15 protein-coding genes are annotated in these 17,819 nt (G+C 68.6%); 5 read left to right on the top strand and 10 right to left on the bottom strand.

The window, feature by feature from the left end; all coding sequences use genetic code 11:
- Window positions 1–11: 11 nt before the first annotated feature.
- From cimA to KD1_RS06690, 3 genes are all read right to left on the bottom strand, one after another.
- On the bottom strand, window positions 12–1,595 hold the full coding sequence (gene cimA, locus KD1_RS06700) for a citramalate synthase (protein ID WP_068399389.1): 1,584 nt from the start codon (window positions 1,593–1,595) through the stop codon (window positions 12–14).
- Complete coding sequence (locus tag KD1_RS06695; RefSeq protein ID WP_068399386.1) at window positions 1,595–2,689, bottom strand: branched-chain amino acid aminotransferase; 1,095 nt, start codon at window positions 2,687–2,689, stop codon at window positions 1,595–1,597. Before KD1_RS06695 ends, cimA begins: the two co-directional genes overlap by 1 nt.
- A 72-nt stretch (window positions 2,690–2,761) precedes the next feature.
- The gene (locus KD1_RS06690) at window positions 2,762–3,823 is read right to left on the bottom strand and encodes a 3-isopropylmalate dehydrogenase (protein WP_068399397.1); all 1,062 of its coding nucleotides are present in this window, start codon (window positions 3,821–3,823) and stop codon (window positions 2,762–2,764) included.
- 140 nt (window positions 3,824–3,963) lie between these two features.
- Here KD1_RS06690 and KD1_RS06685 point away from each other — a divergent pair, with 140 nt between their 5' ends.
- Window positions 3,964–4,449 carry an RNA polymerase sigma factor gene (locus tag KD1_RS06685; RefSeq protein ID WP_068399383.1) on the top strand — a complete coding sequence of 162 codons (486 nt, stop codon included), beginning with the start codon at window positions 3,964–3,966 and terminating at the stop codon, window positions 4,447–4,449.
- Here the strand turns inward: KD1_RS06685 and KD1_RS16545 are convergent.
- On the bottom strand, window positions 4,433–4,609 hold the full coding sequence (locus tag KD1_RS16545) for a hypothetical protein (RefSeq protein WP_157073218.1): 177 nt from the start codon (window positions 4,607–4,609) through the stop codon (window positions 4,433–4,435). The two genes, KD1_RS06685 and KD1_RS16545, sit on opposite strands and share 17 nt — an antisense overlap.
- 12 nt (window positions 4,610–4,621) lie before the next feature.
- On the opposite strand from KD1_RS16545, the gene KD1_RS06680 reads away from it, so the two are divergent.
- A complete protein-coding gene (locus tag KD1_RS06680) occupies window positions 4,622–5,200 on the top strand; it encodes a hypothetical protein (RefSeq protein ID WP_157073217.1) in 579 nt (192 codons plus the stop codon).
- A 162-nt stretch (window positions 5,201–5,362) separates the two neighbouring features.
- Here KD1_RS06680 and serA read toward each other — a convergent pair whose 3' ends face one another.
- The 6 genes from serA to KD1_RS06650 form a co-directional block, all read right to left on the bottom strand.
- Window positions 5,363–6,949, bottom strand: coding sequence for a phosphoglycerate dehydrogenase (serA, locus tag KD1_RS06675; protein WP_068399377.1), 1,587 nt, complete (start codon window positions 6,947–6,949; stop codon window positions 5,363–5,365).
- A gap of 255 nt (window positions 6,950–7,204) precedes the next feature.
- Window positions 7,205–8,236, bottom strand: a complete 1,032-nt coding sequence (ilvC, locus tag KD1_RS06670; protein ID WP_068399374.1) for a ketol-acid reductoisomerase — start codon at window positions 8,234–8,236, stop codon at window positions 7,205–7,207.
- A gap of 107 nt (window positions 8,237–8,343) precedes the next feature.
- Window positions 8,344–8,859: an acetolactate synthase small subunit gene (ilvN, locus tag KD1_RS06665; protein ID WP_068399395.1), complete on the bottom strand. Its 516-nt coding sequence runs from the start codon at window positions 8,857–8,859 to the stop codon at window positions 8,344–8,346.
- Window positions 8,860–8,867: 8 nt separating this feature from the next.
- The gene (locus KD1_RS06660; RefSeq protein WP_068399372.1) at window positions 8,868–10,745 is read right to left on the bottom strand and encodes an acetolactate synthase large subunit; all 1,878 of its coding nucleotides are present in this window, start codon (window positions 10,743–10,745) and stop codon (window positions 8,868–8,870) included.
- A gap of 269 nt (window positions 10,746–11,014) precedes the next feature.
- Complete coding sequence (locus KD1_RS06655; protein WP_068399369.1) at window positions 11,015–11,722, bottom strand: hypothetical protein; 708 nt, start codon at window positions 11,720–11,722, stop codon at window positions 11,015–11,017.
- Between the two features lie 10 nt (window positions 11,723–11,732).
- The gene (locus KD1_RS06650; RefSeq protein WP_068399366.1) at window positions 11,733–13,433 is read right to left on the bottom strand and encodes a PHP domain-containing protein; all 1,701 of its coding nucleotides are present in this window, start codon (window positions 13,431–13,433) and stop codon (window positions 11,733–11,735) included.
- A 329-nt stretch (window positions 13,434–13,762) separates the two neighbouring features.
- On the opposite strand from KD1_RS06650, the gene pstC reads away from it, so the two are divergent.
- The 3 genes from pstC to KD1_RS06635 are packed head-to-tail and all read left to right on the top strand — an operon-like array spanning window position 13,763 to window position 17,815.
- Window positions 13,763–14,773, top strand: a complete 1,011-nt coding sequence (gene pstC / locus KD1_RS06645) for a phosphate ABC transporter permease subunit PstC (protein ID WP_068399363.1) — start codon at window positions 13,763–13,765, stop codon at window positions 14,771–14,773.
- A 1-nt stretch (window position 14,774) separates the two neighbouring features.
- Complete coding sequence (gene pstA / locus KD1_RS06640) at window positions 14,775–16,064, top strand: phosphate ABC transporter permease PstA (RefSeq protein ID WP_083542196.1); 1,290 nt, start codon at window positions 14,775–14,777, stop codon at window positions 16,062–16,064.
- Window positions 16,061–17,815, top strand: a complete 1,755-nt coding sequence (locus KD1_RS06635; RefSeq protein ID WP_068399360.1) for a substrate-binding domain-containing protein — start codon at window positions 16,061–16,063, stop codon at window positions 17,813–17,815. The genes pstA and KD1_RS06635 overlap by 4 nt, the downstream gene beginning before the upstream one ends.
- Window positions 17,816–17,819: the final 4 nt, after the last annotated feature.

Below are 17,819 nucleotides of genomic sequence, written 5' to 3'. Positions count from 1 at the left end.
TAAGAGGGGTTTCAGCGGGCGGCGACGCCGGACTGCATCAGCCCGTAGCTCAGGCCATCCCAGAGCGCCTCCCACGCGGCCTCGACGAGGTTGCCGCCCACACCGATCGTCGTCCAGGCCCGGTCGGCGTCACGATGCTCCACGAGCACCCGCGTGATCGCCCCGGTGCCGTGGCTCGTGTCGAGCAGTCGCACCCGGAAGTCGACGAGTTCGATGCCCTCGATCTCCGGGTAGACCGGGGTCAGGGCTTGCCGGAGCGCGGTGTCGAGGGCATTGACCGGACCGTTGCCTTCACCGGTGGCGATGACGCGGCCCTGGCCGGTGCGCACCTTGATCGTCGCCTCCGACGCGGTCTCCCCGGAGCTGTCGCGCGCCTCGGTGATGGCCCGCCACCCCTCGAAGGCGGCGAAGTCGGGCACCGAGTCGCCGACCTCGCGGCGCAACAACAACTCGAACGAGGCGTCGGCGCCGTCGAAGGTGTAGCCCTGCATCTCCAGGTCCTTGACCTTGGCCAGCACCCGGGTCAGCGTCTCGGTGTCCCCGTCGAGGTCGATCCCGACCTCCTTGGACTTCAGCTCGATCGACGCCCGGCCGGCCATGTCCGAGACGAGCATGCGCATGTCGTTGCCGACCAGCTGCGGGTCGGTGTGCTGGTACATGTCGGGGTCGACCTTGATGGCGGAGGCGTGCAGCCCCGCCTTGTGTGCGAACGCGCTGGAGCCGATGTACGGCTGGCGCGAGTACGGCGGGAAGTTCGTCACCTCGGCGATCTTGTTCGCCACGTGCGAGAGCTGGCCGAGCTGCTCGGGGGTGACGACCTCAAGGCCCTTCTTCAGCTGAAGGTTGGCGATGATCGTCACGAGGTTGGCGTTGCCCGTGCGCTCGCCATACCCGTTGATCGTCCCCTGCACGTGCGACGCTCCGGCCGTGACCGCGGCCATCGAGTTCGCAACGGCACACCCGGTGTCGTTGTGGCAGTGGATGCCCACCCTCGCGCCGGTCGCGGCGATGACGTCGGCTACCGCCTCGGCGACCTGGTCGGGCAGCATGCCGCCGTTGGTGTCGCACAACGCGACGACCTCGGCGCCCGACTCGGCCGCGGCCCGCACCGCCTCGAGGGCATAGTCGCGGTACCGGACCCACCCGTCGAAGAAATGCTCCGCGTCGATGATGACCCGACGCCCCTCCGCCACGAGGAACGATGTCGTGTCGCGGATCATCGCGAGGTTCTCATCCAGCGTCGTCTTCAGCGCCCGTTCGACGTGCCCGACATGGGACTTCGCCACGAGCGTGACCACCGGGGTCTGCGCGTCGATGAGCGCGCGGGTCAGCGGGTCGTCGGCGGCCTTGATCCCCACGCGCCGGGTCGACCCGAACGCCGCCAGCACGGAGTGGCGCAGATTCAGTTCCGTACGCGCCCGCTCGAAGAAGCCGGTGTCCTTCGGGTTCGCGCCGGGCCAGCCGCCCTCGATGAAGCCGACGCCGAGCTGGTCGAGGAGCGCCGCGATGGCGAGCTTGTCGTCGATGGAGAGGTTGATGCCCTCCTGCTGGGCTCCGTCGCGCAGGGTGGTGTCGTAGACCTGCAAGGACGTCATCAGACGAGCCTCGTCAGCCAGCCGTGGGTGTCCTCGACCCGGCCGTACTGGATGTCGAGCAGCCGCTCACGGATCGCGTTGGTCACCGGACCCCCGCTCTCCCCCGCGGTCGACGGCACGGAACCGCCGGCCCACCTGAGCTCACCGATGGGCGTGATCACCGCGGCGGTGCCACAGGCGAAGATCTCCTCGATCTCTCCCGAGGCCACCCCGCCCTTCCACTCCTGGATCGGGACACGACGCTCCTCCGGCTTGAGGCCCATCTCGGTGGCGAGCTGGAGGATCGAGTCGCGCGTGACGCCCTCGAGGATCGAGCCGGTCAACTCCGGCGTGACGATGCGGCCGTCCTTGGTGATGAAGAAGACGTTCATGCCGCCGAGCTCTTCGATGTACGTGTGCGTCGAGGAGTCGAGGAAGACGACCTGGTCGCAGCCGTTGGCCTCGCCCTCGAGCTGGGCAGCCAGGCTGGCGGCGTAGTTGCCGCCGCACTTGGCCGCGCCCGTGCCGCCGGCGCCGGCGCGCGAATACTCCTCGGTCAGCCACAGCGTCACCGGCTTGAGACCGCCGGAGAAGTACGCGCCGGCCGGAGACGCGATGACGCAGTAGGTGATCTCGTGGGCCGGTCGCACGCCGAGGAAGGCCTCGGAGGCGTACATGAACGGACGCAGGTAGAGGCTCGCCTCCTCGCCCTCAGCCGACGGCACCCACGCCTGGTCGACCTCAACGAGGGCCTTGAGCGAGGCGACGAAGTCCTCGACCGGCAGCTCGGGCAGGGCCAGACGTCGCGCGCTGCGGACGAAGCGCTCGGCGTTGCGTTCGGGCCGGAACGTCCACACCGAGCCGTCATCGTGGCGGTAGGCCTTCATGCCCTCGAAGATCTCCTGCCCGTAGTGGAGCACCGCGGCGCTGGGCATGAGCTGGATCGGGCCGTACGGGACCACGTTGGCGTCATGCCACCCCTGGCCCTTGGTCCACGTGATGACCGCCATGTGGTCGGTGAAGTACGTGCCGAATCCGGGGTTGGCCAGGATCTCCGCACGCCGCGTCTCGTCGACCGGGTCGGGACGGTGGTTGACGGTGAAGGTCAGCGACATGCGGGACTCCTCAATGAGCGTGGGTCAATGCCCGCCGACGTGGGCGGGCATTGACCCATTCTGGCAGGTGGATCAGAGACGGGCGGCGATCGCGTCGCCGATCTCGGTGGTGGTGCGGGGGGCGAAGCCGCGCTCGGCGAGGTCGGCCGCGACGGCAGCCTCGACCCGGGCCGCCTCGTCGGTGCGGCCCAGGTGGTCCAGGAGCATCGAGACCGACAGGATCGTCGCGGTCGGGTCGGCCTTGCCCTGGCCGGCGATGTCGGGCGCGGAGCCGTGGACCGGCTCGAACATCGACGGAGCGGTGCGGTCCGGGTTGACGTTTCCGCTGGCCGCGAGCCCGATGCCGCCGGCGATGGCCGCGGCGAGGTCGGTGATGATGTCGCCGAACAGGTTGTCGGTGACGATGACGTCGAAGCGGGCCGGGTCGGTGGCCATGAAGATCGTGGCCGCGTCGATGTGCTGGTAGGCGATCTCGACGTCGGGGAACTCCGCTCCGACCTCGTCGACCGTGCGCCGCCAGAGGTGACCGGCGTTGACCAGGACGTTGTGCTTGTGCACCAGGGTCAGGTGCTTGCGCGGGCGGGCCTGCGCGCGGGCGAAGGCGTCACGCACGACACGCTCGACACCGAAGCGGGTGTTGATCGACACCTCGGTGGCGATCTCGTTGGGGGTGCCGACGCGGATGGCGCCGCCGTTGCCGACGTAGGGGCCCTCGGTGCCCTCGCGGACGACGACGAAGTCGAGGCCCTGGTCGGTGACCTCCGTCGACAGAGGGCTGGTGACGCCGGGGTAGAGCTTGGCTGGGCGCAGGTTGACGTAGTGCTCGAGCTGGAAGCGCAGGGGCAGCAGGATGCCGCGCTCGAGCACGCCGGACGGCACGGTCGGGTCGCCGATGGCGCCGAGGAGGATGACGTCCTGGCCACGGAGCTCGGTGACGACCGCGTCGGGCAGGGTCTCACCGGTGGCGTGCCAGCGCTTCGCGCCGAGGTCGTACTCGGTGGTGGAGAACGACGGGCCGCTCTCGCCGACAACGGCGTTGAGGACCTTCAGGCCCTCGGCCACGACCTCGGGACCGATCCCGTCTCCGGCAATGACACCCAGGTTGTACGACGACTGCTGCACGGCTTCGCTCATGGTCGACAGCGTACGCGCGGCGTCCGACATGTGGATGCGTTGTCTCAGTTTGTGACCGGCGTCAGCGCAGGCGTCGGCGACTGTTCGGGCGGGGCGGCAAGATGGGTGGAACCAGACGTGGTCAAGGACGTGTATGGGCCGTGAGAGTTGAGCGCAACGCGGAACTGAGCCGCCTGTACGCGGATCAGTGGCCTCGTCTTGTCGCCGAACTGACGCTCATCGGCGGCTCGCGTGACGTGGCGGAGGAGTGCGTCAACGAGGCGTTCGCCCGGCTCATCCAGCAGTGGGAGAAGGTCGGCAACTATGACAAGCCCGGAGCGTGGGTGCGTCGGGTCGGCTACAACCTCACCATCGACGAGATGCGCCGCCGCCGCAGGCTGGACCCGCTGCATGACGCGGTCGACGCCGCGATCGCCTTCGAGGAACCGCAACTCAACGAGGTCTGGCGGCTCTTGGCCGAACTCACCGCGGAGCAGCGTGACCTCATCATCCGCCGAGCCGTCCATGGGCAGTCCGACCAGGACATCGCCGATGAGCTCGGCATCCCCACCGGGACCGTGAAGTCCCGCCTGTCCCGTGCGCGGGCCACCCTGCGCCGAGCCGTGGAGGTCACCACCCATGAATGATTCCGCACCCGAGGATCGCGGCGACACCCAGCGCCTCGACGATGAGACCGACCGCCTGATCCGTGAGTTGGTGGACGTGGAAACGGCGCGAGCGCAGCGGCGGCGACCGGCATTGCCGGTCCAGCCCCTGCCGACACGCCGCCGATCGAGACTCCGCCATGTAGTGCCCCTCGTGGGTGCCGCGGCGGCTGGCATTCTGGCCGTCACGACGGTCGCGGCGACCAGCCAATGGCTCCCAGCGTCGGACTCGACGAGTCAGGCCACGTCGGCGACGCAGACGACATCACCGGATACGTCGTCGACGTACTCGGCGTCGACGGAACAGAGTCTGGCCAGAGGTGCCCTGTCGGTGCCCGTCTGGCGCGACACGCGTGGCCTGGGGTTTCCCGATATCGCGCTCCCGTTCGAACGTCTCCGGGTGACGAGCTCTGGGTGCCCGTATGTCCAAGGCGACGACAAATCGAGCTTCCTCGGCACCGATCGCCATATCCTCGTCTTTGATGCCGACACGGACGTCACCTTGATGCGCAACTCAGACGGTCGCTGGTTGCTGAGGGAGGTCGGGCGCACCTACGAGGTCGACAAGGGCGTCGAGGTGGACGCCCTGCCCGTGCAGGTGGGCGACGCCAACGACAGGATTCGGCTCCCACAGTCGTGCGTGGCCGATGCCAAGACCATCGGGAAGTACGCGTACGTCAGGCTGTCGGTGAGCACTGCAACGAAGAGCACCTCCCCCACCAGCCCGGGGTGATCGCTGGCCAGGCCTGGCGTCGTTGCGCGGGCGTGGCGTCGTTGGTGGGCGGCTGTCGGATCGGTGAAAGCACGGGCCGAGGGGGCAGAGACCGGGGGGCAGAGGACGCAGGGCCCATGCACCGCGTGGTGCGTGGGCCCTGCGTGGTTCGACTGGTCTTGGTCAGTCGGTCAGGCTGACCGCGCGCATCGACGCCGCGCCGATCTCGGTGGCGATGCTCGTGGCGAGCTCGGCCGGGATCGCGCCGTCGAGGCCGAGCGCGATGAGGGCGCGACCGTCGTCACGGCGGGCGACCTGCATGTTGGCGATGTTGACGTCCGCCGCACCCAAGAGGTTGCCGACAGTGCCGACGACACCCGGACGGTCCTCGTAGTTGGCGAAGGCCATGTGGTCGGTCACGGGCACCTCGAGGTCGAAGCCGTCGATGCCGATGACCTTTTGCACCATCTTCGGGCCGGTCAGGGTGCCGGCGACGGTGATGACCGCACCGGAGGCCAGCGTGCCGCGCAGCGTGGTGACGTTGCGGAACTCCTCGGCCACCGGGTCGGTGATGAGCTGAACCTCGAGACCGCGCTCCTTGGCCAGCAGCGGGGCATTGACGAAGGTGACGGGCTCCTCGGTGAGGTCCATGAACAGGCCCTTGAGCGCGGCGAGCTTCCAGATGGAGACGTCGTGCTCGGTGATCTCGCCCTTGACGTCGACATCGAGCTGCACCGGCACCTGACCGGCGATGCCGGTGAAGATGCGGCCGAGCTTCTCGACGAGGTCGATGCCCGGGCGGACCTCCTCGTCGACGACGCCACCGGAGACGTTGACCGCGTCCGGCACGAGGTCGCCCGAGAGCGCCAGGCGCACGGACTTGGCGACCGAGATGCCGGCCTTCTCCTGGGCCTCGTCGGTGGAGGCGCCCAGGTGCGGGGTGACGACGACGGAGTCGAACTCGAACAGCGGCGACTCGGTGGTCGGCTCGGTGGCGAAGACGTCGATGCCGGCGCCGGCGACGCGACCCTCGCGGATGGCGTCGGCCAGGGCGGCCTCGTCGACGATCCCGCCGCGGGCGGCGTTGACGATGAACACCGACGGCTTGACCTTGGTCAGCGCCTCGGCGCCGATGAGGCCGAGGGTCTCGGCGGTCTTCGGCAGGTGAACGGTGATGAAGTCGGACTCGGCGAGGAGCTCGTCGAGGCTGACGAGGCGGGCGCCGAGCGCGCCGGCCTTCTGCGCGGAGATGTACGGGTCGTAGGCGAGGATCTCGACGTCGAAGCCGCTCAGACGCTCGGCGACGAGCTGGCCGATGCGACCGAAGCCGACGATGCCGACCTTCTTCTCGAGCACCTCGACACCGGAGTACTGGCTACGGGCCCACTTGCCGCCCTTGAGCGCGGCGTTGGCCGGGGCGATGTTGCGGGCCGCGGAGAGGAGCAGGCCGACGGCGAGCTCGGCGGCGGAGGTGATGTTGGAGGTCGGCGCGTTGACGACCATGACACCGGCGGTGGTGGCGGCCGGCACGTCGACGTTGTCGAGGCCGACACCGGCGCGGGCAATGACCTTGAGGTTCTTGGCCGCGGCGATCGCCTCGGCGTCCATCTTGGTGGCCGAGCGGATCAGGACGGCGTCGACGTCGGCAAGGGCGGGCAGGAGCTCGTCCCGGTTGGCGCCGTCGCAGTAGCGCACCTCGAAGTCGGGCCCGAGCGCCTCGACGGTGGCGGGGCTGAGCTTCTCGGCAATGAGCACGACAGGCTTGGTCATCGGGTGTCCTTCGCAGTCGATCGGGGGGATGGGCAATGCCGGGCTCCATCGTATGGCCGCCCCCCGACCCGACTTTTCCGGGTGGTACACCGGCGCCTCGGCTGGCAAGCCCGCCAACGCACGCACCGTGACGCGCGCACCCCAGACGCGCAAACCCCACGCGGTTCGAGGTAGTACGCGGCGGGAATCCGCCGGTTCATACCTCGAACCGCGTGGGGTGGGGGTCTCGCGTGAGGTGCGAGGTGCCGCGACCGATCAGCGCGCGGCGGAACCCTCGACGTAGTCGGAGTCGCGGTCGGTGTCGACCCAGGCCATGAGCTTGCGCAGCTCGCGACCGGTGGCCTCGATCGGGTGCTGGGCACCCTTCTCACGCAGGGACTTGAACTCCGGGGCGCCGGCGTCCTGGTCGTCGATGAAGCGCTTGGCGAAGGCACCGTTCTGGATGTCCGCGAGGACGGCCTTCATGTTCTCCTTGACGTGCGGGTCGATGACGCGCGGGCCGGAGACGTAGTCACCGAACTCGGCGGTGTCGGAGATCGACCAGCGCTGCTTGGTCAGACCGCCCTCGACCATGAGGTCGACGATGAGCTTGAGCTCGTGCAGGCACTCGAAGTAGGCGACCTCGGGCTGGTAGCCCGCCTCGGTCAGCGTCTCGAAGCCGTACATGACCAGTTGCGACGCGCCACCACAGAGCACGGCCTGCTCACCGAAGAGGTCGGTCTCGCACTCCTCCGTGAAGGTCGTTTTGATGCCGCCGGCGCGCAGGCCGCCGATGGCCGAGGCGTACGACTTGGCCAGGTCCCAGGCGGTGCCGGAGGCGTCCTGCTCGACGGCCAGGAGCACCGGCACGCCACGGCCGTCGACGTACTCGCGACGCACCAGGTGACCCGGGCCCTTGGGGGCGACCATGAGGACGTCGGCGTCGGCCTTCGGGGTGATGTACCCGAAGCGGATGTTGAAGCCGTGCCCGAACAGCAGCGCGGCACCGGCGTTGAGGTTGGGCTCGATCTCGTTGGCGTAGACGGAGCGCTGGACCTGGTCGGGCGTGAGGATGACGACGAGGTCGGCCTCCTTGACCGCGTCGGCGACGCTCAGCACGCGCAGACCCTCGGCCTCGGCCTTGGCCTTGGACTTGCTGCCCTCGGCCAGACCGACGCGCACGTCAACACCGGAGTCGCGCAGGTTGAGCGAGTGGGCGTGACCCTGCGAGCCGTAGCCGATGACCGCGACCTTACGGCCCTGGATGATCGACAGGTCGGCGTCGTCGTCGTAGAACATCTCGGCCATGGTTGGTGCTCCTTGTCATTGCAGCTGATGCTGGATTTTCGGTTGGGTTGGTCGGTGGTGGCGCGTGTGGGTCACGCGACGGATCGCCGTGGGGCTGGCTCGGTCGGTCAGGCGGAGCGCAGCGCGCGGTCGGTCAACGACCGGCTGCCACGCCCAAGGGCGACGACGCCGGACTGAACGAGTTCGCGGATGCCATGCGGTTCGAGCAGTTCGAGCATGGCCTCCATCTTGCTGGAGTCGCCCGTGGCCTCGATGACCAGGGCATCGGTGGCGACGTCGACGACCTTGGCGTCGAACAGTTGCACGACCTCCAGCACCTGACCGCGCGTGGCCTGGTCGGCCTTGACCTTGACCAGGACGATCTGGCGACGCACGGAGTGCAGCGGGTCGAGTTCGACGACCTTGAGCACCTCGACGAGCTTGTTGAGCTGCTTGGTCACCTGCTCGAGCGGGAAGTCCGCGGCACCGACGACGACGGTCATGCGCGAGATCTCGGGGTGCTCGGTCTCCCCCACCGCCAGGGACGTGATGTTGAACCCACGGCGGGAGAACAGCGCGGAGATCCGGGCGAGGACACCGGGCTTGTTCTCCACGAGCACGGACAGGGTGTGCACATCGGTCATGGTCTGGGTCACTCTCCGTCGTGGTCTGCGTCGGTGTCCTGCTCGACCGCCTCGGATTCCTCACGGTCCCACTGGGGGGCCGTGTCCTTGGCGATCTGGATGTCGTCGTTGCTCACACCGGCGGGGACCATCGGCCACACCATGGCGTCCCGCTCGACGACGAAGTCGATGACGACGGGGCGGTCGTTGGTCGCCATGGCCTGCGCGATGACCGCGTCGACGTCCTCCGGGCGCTCACAGCGCAGGCCCAGGCACCCGTAGGCGTCGGCGAGCTTGACGAAATCGGGCACGCGGCTGCCGCCGGCCGAGGTGTGCAGGTCGGTGTTGGAGTACCGCTCGTTGTAGAACAGCGTCTGCCACTGGCGGACCATGCCCAGGGTCGAGTTGTTGATGATCGCGACCTTGATCGGGATGTCGTTGATGACGCAGGTGGCCAACTCCTGGTTGGTCATCTGGAAACAGCCGTCACCGTCGATCGCCCACACCGTGCGCTCGGGCTCGGCCACCTTGGCACCCATCGCCGCCGGGACCGCGTAGCCCATCGTGCCCGCGCCCCCGGAGTTGAGCCACTGGTTGGGGCGCTCGTAGTCGATGAACTGGGCCGCCCACATCTGATGCTGGCCGACACCCGCGACGTACGTGGCCTCCGGCCCGGCGATCGCACTGAGGCGCTCGAGCACGTACTGCGGCATGAGGCCGGTCTGCTCGGCGTGGGGGGTGTACCCAACCGGGTACGTCTCACGCATCTGCGTGGTGGCGGCGACCCAACTGGTGTGGTCGCCGACGGCGCCGGCCTCATGTTCGGCGGTGACGGTCTCGATGAGGTCGGCAAGGATGCCCTTGGCGTCCCCGACGATCGGCACATCGGCGATCCGGTTCTTGCCGATCTCGGCCGGGTCGATGTCGGCGTGGATGACCTTGGCGTGCGGCGCGAACGAGCTGAGCTGTCCGGTGACTCGGTCGTCGAACCGCGCTCCGATCGTGATGAGGAGGTCGGAGCGCTGCAGCGCGGTCACTGCGGCGACCGACCCGTGCATGCCCGGCATGCCCAGGTGCAGTGCGTGACTGTCGGGGAACGCGCCCCGAGCCATGAGCGTGGTGACCACGGGGATGTTGCACAGCTCGGCGAATCGACGCAGCTCCTGCGCCGCGCCCGCGCGGATCACCCCACCACCGACGTACAGCACCGGGCGCTCGGCCGCGGTGATGAGGCGCGCGGCCTCGCGGATCTGCTTCTGGTGCGGCTTGGTCACCGGGCGGTAGCCGGGCAGGTCGATGCGCGGCGGCCAGGCGAACGTCGTCGTCGCCTGCAGCGCGTCCTTGGAGATGTCGACCAGCACCGGGCCGGGTCGACCGGTGCTGGCGATGTGGAACGCCTCGGCGATGACGCGGGGGATCTCGGCGGCGTCGGTGACGAGGTAGTTGTGCTTGGTGATCGGCATGGTGATGCCGCGGATGTCCGCCTCCTGGAAGGCATCCGAGCCGATGGAGGCGCTGTTGACCTGCCCGGTGATCGCGACGATCGGCACCGAGTCCATGTGCGCGTCGGCGATGGCGGTGACGAGGTTGGTCGCACCCGGACCGGACGTGGCCATGCACACGCCGACCCGACCGGTGGCCGCGGCATATCCCTCGGCGGCGTGACCGGCACCCTGTTCGTGGCGGCACAGGATGTGGCGCACCTTGGTCGAGTCCATGAGTGGGTCATAGGCCGGGAGGATCGCGCCGCCGGGAATGCCGAAGACATGCTCGCACCCGACCGCCTCGAGCGAGAGGATCAGGCTCTTGGCACCGGTGACCTGCGCGGCGACCTGCCCCTGGGTGTATTGCGCGACCGTGGCCGGGCTGGGGGACGTCCGACCGTGTGTTGCGGTGCTCTCGCTCACCGTTGCCTCCGAGTGTCGTGTCTGGTGCTGTGGCGCGTGGGTCAAGCCTGCCGTACCCACAAAAAAACCCCTCGGCCCGGGTGCGGGCAGAAGGGATGGCGCTGGCTGGATCGCGGGTGCGATCAGGCCGAGCGCCCGGTGGTTACGACGATACGAACAAGTGCCACACGGGCACTCTCCCCCTCCGGGGGGGTCGGTGTCAACGCGCGAGACGCCCCATCCCGCCATCCGGGATGAGGCGTCTCGTTTCGAATCCGTGGCTGGGCCGGTCAGTGGTCCTGACAGCAGCGGTGCGGGTTCGGCTCCTCGAAGGGCACGAAGGTCTCACCGACGGCGGGTTGGACGATGAGAACCCAACGGCCATCGCGCAGGAGGGGCCGCACGAAGTCGCGCGTGCCGACCCGGTCCGCCGGGGTGACCTCACCGCGCGCGAGGTCGACGACGTCGTCCACCGCGGAGGCGAGGATGTCGGCCACGGTGACCTCGCCGATGAGCTGCTGGTCGCCGGGGAAGGCCACGGCGCGTCCGCCGAAGCCGGCCTCACGCGCGGCGAGTGCCTCGTAGGCCCCGATGAGGGCCTCGCGCTCCCCCACAGACTGGTCGCCGCAGACGATCGCCGGCTCGTACACGGCGTGGCTGTGGGTGTGGCCGGAGGCCAGTGCGGCCCGGACCGCGTCAAAGGCCCGTCGTTCTCCGGCCGGGCCGTCGCCGGCGGCCGGCAGCGCCACGACGATGGCAGCGTGCCGGTCGGGTCGCACCCCGACCGGGTGGGTGGTGATCCACAGGCCTTCGCCGAGGCCGGCCTGCTCCAGGCCGGAGCGGAGTGTACGCAGATCCGCCTCGCAGTCCAGTTCGTCGCCGATTCCGAGGTCGACGCCGACGAGCGGACCCGTTGCGGGCACGCCCGGCGACGCGACGCCGGCGACCGGCCCCACCACGGAGGTGGGACCGGTCGCCGTTGATGCGTCCAGCGTCATGGGTGACGCGTCACTTCTTGGGCAGGACGAAGACCGGGTTCGTGTAGAACCACAGGTCGCGCCATGGGTCGGCGTCACCGACGACGTCGATGGCCGGGCCGGTCGCGTCGGCGTCGGCGCCGTAATAGCCAACGGCGGTGCGGTTGCCGTCCGAGCCACGCAGGCGGATGTAGAAGCCGGTCTCGTCGATGCGGCCGAGGTCGAAGGTCAACGTGATCTCGCCGGTGCCCGAGACCTCCCAGGTCTTGACGACCTTGGTCTCCGGAGCGCGGAGGGTGTCCTTGTCGGCGACCGGACCGGTGATGCGGCCCTTGATCAGGTCGACCTTCTTGAGCTGCGGCTGGAACTGCGCCCAGTTGGCGTGCTGCGCCGGGACGATCGTCACGACGAGCTCGACCTGGGTGCCGCGCTTGGCGACGATGACGCCACCGAGGCCGACGTTGTCGCCCTTGGCGCGCACCTGCACGTCGATGGAGTCGATGAGGTGACCGTGGTCGACCCAGACGTTGCCGTCGCGAAGACCGGCCATGACGGCGGCGTAGCTGTCCTTGCGGGTACCCACGTTGGTGCGCGAGTAGTACCCCGGCCAGAAGTCACCGGCGTTCTGGTTCGGCGTGCCGCCGTACTCCGGGTCGTTGTACTTGCCGTTGAGGTTGAAGTTGGAGTTCGCGCCACGCACGGCCGGGTCGAGGTAGACCGAGTGCGAGTCGGAGTTCGCGGTGATCCACCACGGCTTGCCCTCGGCGAGCAGGGAGTCCCACAGACCGCCGACGGTGGAGGTGTAGAAGTCGAAGCCACCCCAGGTGCGGTAGGCCTCGAGCGGGTAGCCCGGGAACGAACGGTCGGCGCGCGGGGCGTTGCCGTAGTAGCCGCGGGCCGAGCCCGGGCCGTTCTGGGCCTTGGAGATGCCGGCCGCCTGGTGGCCGGGGGCGCCCTCCCACCCCATGGCGACACCGTCGGCGGCATCACGCCAGGCGCGCACCTCGTGCGGCGAGTCGATGCCCTGACGAGCCGGGTGGTTGGCGAACATCAGCGCGTCGTCGACGGTACCGGCGTTGACCTGCGACTTGAGGAACTGCAGACCGGAGACGGCCAGGGCCTCACCGGCCGCGTTGTGGCCGGCGCCCGTGACGGTGCCGTCGTAGGTGTTCTCGAACTGCTTGAGGACGTCGACCTCGTTGGAGCCGGGGTGCACGAAGACGGTGCCGTGCTCGGCGGCCGGGATGTTCCACTCCAGGCCCTGGAAGACGAGCATCTCCGGGTGGTCGGCGCGGGCGCGGCGGATGTCGGGGTTGACCAAGTCGACACCGAGCTTGGCGTGCGTGGCGCTGCCGTGGTCGGTGATGACCATCCAGTCGAGGCCGAGCGCCGAGGCGTTCTTGACCTGGTCGTCGACGCGGTACATGGCGTCGGAGGAGTACTGGGTGTGGATGTGGTGGTCACCAGCGAGCCACTGGTAGCCCTTGTTGGGGCGGTTCTTGCTCTTCTCGCGACGGTCCTCGTCGGCGGCCGCGGTGGCGACACCGGCGTTCGTCACGAGCGCCGTGGTGGCGGCGCCGGCGCCCAGGACACCGGCGGCACGCAGGAAGTTGCGGCGGCCGAGGTCCGCCGGGTGCAGGTCGGAGTCGGAGATGGAGAGGTCGGTCGCGGGCGTGACGTCCGCGTGGTGGTGGTGACCGTGGCCGTGACCGTGGTCGTGGGAGTGACCCATGAGTGGTCTCCTAGTGGGGGGAGGGCTGCCGCTCGACTGGGCGGCAGACGTCACGTTCCTCCCGCTCGGTAACCGCCCAACCCCATTGATCTGAACGACGGGTGAACACCTCGCGACCGCTGGTTCACTCCTGCGCACAATACGCAACAAGAAGGGGACGCCCGTCGGGTCGTTCGTCGATCATGTTCACCAAATGATCCTCTCCCGTTCACCATTCATTCACGCAAAGTGGTGAAGGAGGCCACCCGAGGCAACGCACACTGGATGCGCTCCCCTGCTCCACGTCAGCCCGGCAAGGTTCGGGCCCTTCAGCATGAGGTTTTCGACCTGTGACGACGTATCTCCCCACCCGCCCCGAGGGGGTGGAAGACACCCCGCGCACCCTCAAGAAGGGCATGACCGGGGTGGACAAGGTGTTCGAGATCTCGGCCACCACCATCGGCACGATCGTGCTCCTCATCACCGGTGGCATCGGCCTGTTCCTTTTGGGCAACTCGATCCCCACGCTGCGGTACTACGGCTGGAGCTTCTTCACCGAGACGCAGTGGAACCCGGAGCAGAACGTCGTCGGGATCGCGGCCGTGCTCGGCGGCACGGTGTCGATCGCCTTCGTCGCGCTCGCCCTGGCGGTGCCGCTGGCGTTCCTCACCGCTCTCTACATCAGCGACTACGCTCCCCCGAACCTCAAGCCGACCCTGATCTCGGCGGTCGACCTCATGTCGGCCGTGCCCTCGATCATCTACGGCCTGTGGGGCTTCTTCCTTGTCATGCCCTACGCCGGCGACGTCGCCCGCTGGCTGCACCGGTGGATGGGATGGCTGCCGATCTTCGACGTGCAGACCGATCCGAACTCCGCCTTCGTCGACCAGACCCGCTACATCCAGTCGGCCTTCTGCGCCGGGATCGCCGTCGCGATGATGGTGCTGCCGATGATCGCCTCGGTCATGCGCGAGGTCTTCAGCCAGTCCCCGCCCGGCGAGCGCGAGGCTGCGTTGGCCCTCGGCGCGACGCGCTGGGGCATGGTCCAGTCCGTCGTGCTGCCCTTCGGTCGCGGCGGCATGATCGGTGGCACGATGCTCGGCCTCGGTCGCGCGCTCGGTGAGACCATCGCCGTGCTGCTCATCATCAGCCAGGCCGAGGAGCTCAAGTGGCGCATCCTCGAAACCGGCACGAACAACATCTCCGCCCTCATCGCCAACAAGTTCGGCACCGCGACGGGCGCCCAGATGTCCGCGCTCCTCACGGCAGGTCTGGTGCTGTTCGTGCTCACCCTGATCGTCAACACGCTGGCCGCGATCGTCGTCTCGCGCAGCCGGTCCGGCGCCGACGCGGAGGCCTGACATGACCACGACCCTCGAGCGGCCCACGACCGCGACCGTCGAGCCGCAACGTCCGACGTTCGGCTCCGGGATCACCGAGCTGCCGTTGCTCGACCCGCCAACCACACCGGCCCCGCCGCAGCGCGCGCTGTCCCAGGCCACCGACGAGGAGTTGTTCAGCCGCTTCGGACCGATCATCGGCGGCTTCGCGTTGGCCTGGCTGATCTGCTACCGCCTGCTCCCCTGGAACGGCCTCGTCGGCTACCTCCTCGTCTCGCTCGTGTGCATCCTCGCGCTGACCGCCGTCGTCGGAGGCCTGCGCGGTGGCATCACCGAGGTCCAGGACCGGGTGATGAACGTCCTCGTGCCCGCGGGGGCGCTCATCGTCTTCGTCGCCCTGGCCTCGGCCGTGATCTTCACGTTCTACCGTGGCTTCGAGGCGCTGCTCCACGTGAACATCTACACCCAGGACATGTCGGGGATCGGACCGAAGGATTCGCTCGACAAGGGTGGTGTGCTCCACGCCATCGTCGGCTCGCTCATCGAGGTGTTCATCGCCATCGCGATCGTCGTGCCCCTGGGCATCGGCACGGCCGTGTTCATGACCGAGGTCGGAGGACCGTACGCGAAGGTCGTGCGCACGGTCGTCGAGTCGATGACCGCGCTCCCGTCGATCGTGGCCGGTCTGTTCATCTACACCACGGTGATCCTCACCGGGATCCTGCCCAAGTCCGGCGCCGCGGCCGCTCTGGCCATCGGCGTGATGATGCTGCCCATCATCGCGCGCGCTGCGGATGTCGTGCTCCGCGTCGTGCCGGGCTCCCTGCGCGAGGCCAGCCTGGCCCTGGGCGCTTCGCGGTGGAAGACGGTCTGGCACGTCGTGCTGCCGACCGCGCGGCCGGGTCTGGCCACCGCGGTCATCCTCGGTGTCGCCCGCGGTGTCGGCGAGACCTCGCCGCTGCTGCTCACCTCGGGTGTGACCTCGTCGCTGAAGCTCAACCCGTTCGACGGTGTCATGACCTCGCTGCCCCTGTTCATCTTCTCGACCGTGCGCTCGGGCGAGCCGATCTATGAGGTCCGCGGCTTCGGCGCAGCGGCCATCCTCATGACGCTCGTCCTGCTGCTCTTCACCGGCGCCCGACTCCTCGCCCGACCGCGGCGAGACAAGTCGCGGACGATCCGCGCTCCTCGCCAGACGACCCCGCAACCTGCGGCCGAACTCCCCTCGGGCGAACCCGTCCTGGTGGAGATCGCCGACTCCCCGTACCCGAACGACGCCACGAACGTCCGACCCACCGGAGGCATCAAGTGACCCGCCGACTCATCACCGCCGTGGCCGCCCTGTCGGCCACCGCCCTGGCCGGGAGCATCGCGGCGCTCCCCGCCTACGGCGTGACCTATGCCGCCATCGAAGGCAACGGCTCGACCTGGTCCGAGGTCATCGTCCAACAGTGGATCTCCGACGTCGACTCCAAGGGCATGAAGGTGTCCTACTCCGGTGGTGGGTCGTCCCAGGGCCGCAAGTCGTTCGCGAACAACGTCACCGACTTCGGCATCACCGAGATCCCCTACCAGGGCAAGGACGAGTTCGGCAACGTCGACTCCGCCGGCAACCGCCAGTACTCCTACCTGCCGATCGTCGCCGGTGGCACGGCCTTCACGTACCAGCTGAAGATCGGCAACCAGCAGGTGCGCAACCTGCGGCTCTCGGGTGACACCATCGCGAAGATCTTCACCAACAAGATCACCGACTGGTCCGACCCGCAGATCTCCAAGGACAACAACGGCGTCAAGTTCCCCAAGCTGCCGATCACCCCGGTGGTCCGTTCGGACGGTTCGGGTACCACGGCCCAGTTCACGACCTACCTGGACAAGCAGTACCCCAGCGTGTGGCGTCCGTACTTCGGCAAGTCCGGCCTGACGTCGTACTACCCGAAGAAGGGCCGCATGATCGCCGCGGCCGGTTCCGACCAGGTCATGAACACGATCTCCGCGGCCTCGGGCAACGGCACGATCGGGTACGTCGAGTACTCCTACCCGGTCAACAAGGACTACCCGGTCGTCAAGGTGCTGAACAAGTCGGGCTACTACGTCGAGCCGACCCAGTACAACGTCGCGGTCGGCCTGACCAAGGCCCAGATCAACAAGAACAAGGGCTCGCAGGCGTACCTGACCCAGATCCTCGATGGGGTGTACACCAACCCGGACAAGCGGGCGTACCCACTTTCGTCGTACTCGTACCTGTTGCTCCCGACGGGCAAGAGCGACCAGCGCATGAGCACGGCCAAGCGCCAGACCCTGGCCGACTTCCTCTTCTATTCGCTGTGCGCCGGCCAGACCAAGGCGGGCAGCTACGGCTACTCCCCGCTGCCGCTGAACCTGGTGCAGGCGGGCTTCGACGAGATCAAGAAGCTCAAGACCGCCGACAGTGGCGTCGAGTTGGCCAACCGTGACGTCAAGTCGTGCAACAACCCGACGTTCGACGGTCGCAACATCAACAACAACAAGCTCGCTCAGATCGCGCCCATGCCGGCCTCATGCGACAAGAACGGTGCCGGCCCGTGCGGCGGCGCCACCGGTCAAGCCCCGACCAGCGTTTCCGCGGCGAAGAACTCCGGTGGCACGACCAACAACTCCGGTGGCGGCAACTCCGGCGGTGGCAATGGCAGCGGCGGCAACGGCGGCGGCAACTCCGGCGGAGGCGGTAATGGCGGCGGCAACTCCGGCGGCGGCAATGGCCCGAACACGACGGCCAACGGTGGGACCTCGAAGACCGGCAGCGGCAACGCGCCCGGTACGGGTGCGGGTACCGGCAATGGCACCGCCAACTCCAACGCGGCCGGTAGTGGCACGACCGTCGACCCCGAGACGGGTCAGGTCGTCGCCGCCGGCACCGAGGCCGGCGCTGCCGGTCCGGTGTTCGGCGTCCCCACCGAGCTCCAGGCCAACCGTTCCAAGGACGACAAGGTCTTCTCGTGGCTGGCAGTGGCCGAGTTGCTTGCCATCGTGCTGCTGCCCGGTGCGGTCGTGGTGTGGATGCGCCGCCGCGGTCAGGGGGCCTGAGCCA

Source organism: Kribbia dieselivorans NBRC 106261 (assembly GCF_001552435.1).
GTDB lineage: Bacteria > Actinomycetota > Actinomycetes > Actinomycetales > Dermatophilaceae > Kribbia > Kribbia dieselivorans.
Note: the sequence above shows the minus strand (reverse complement) of the source record. Positions and strands in the feature narration are given on the sequence as shown.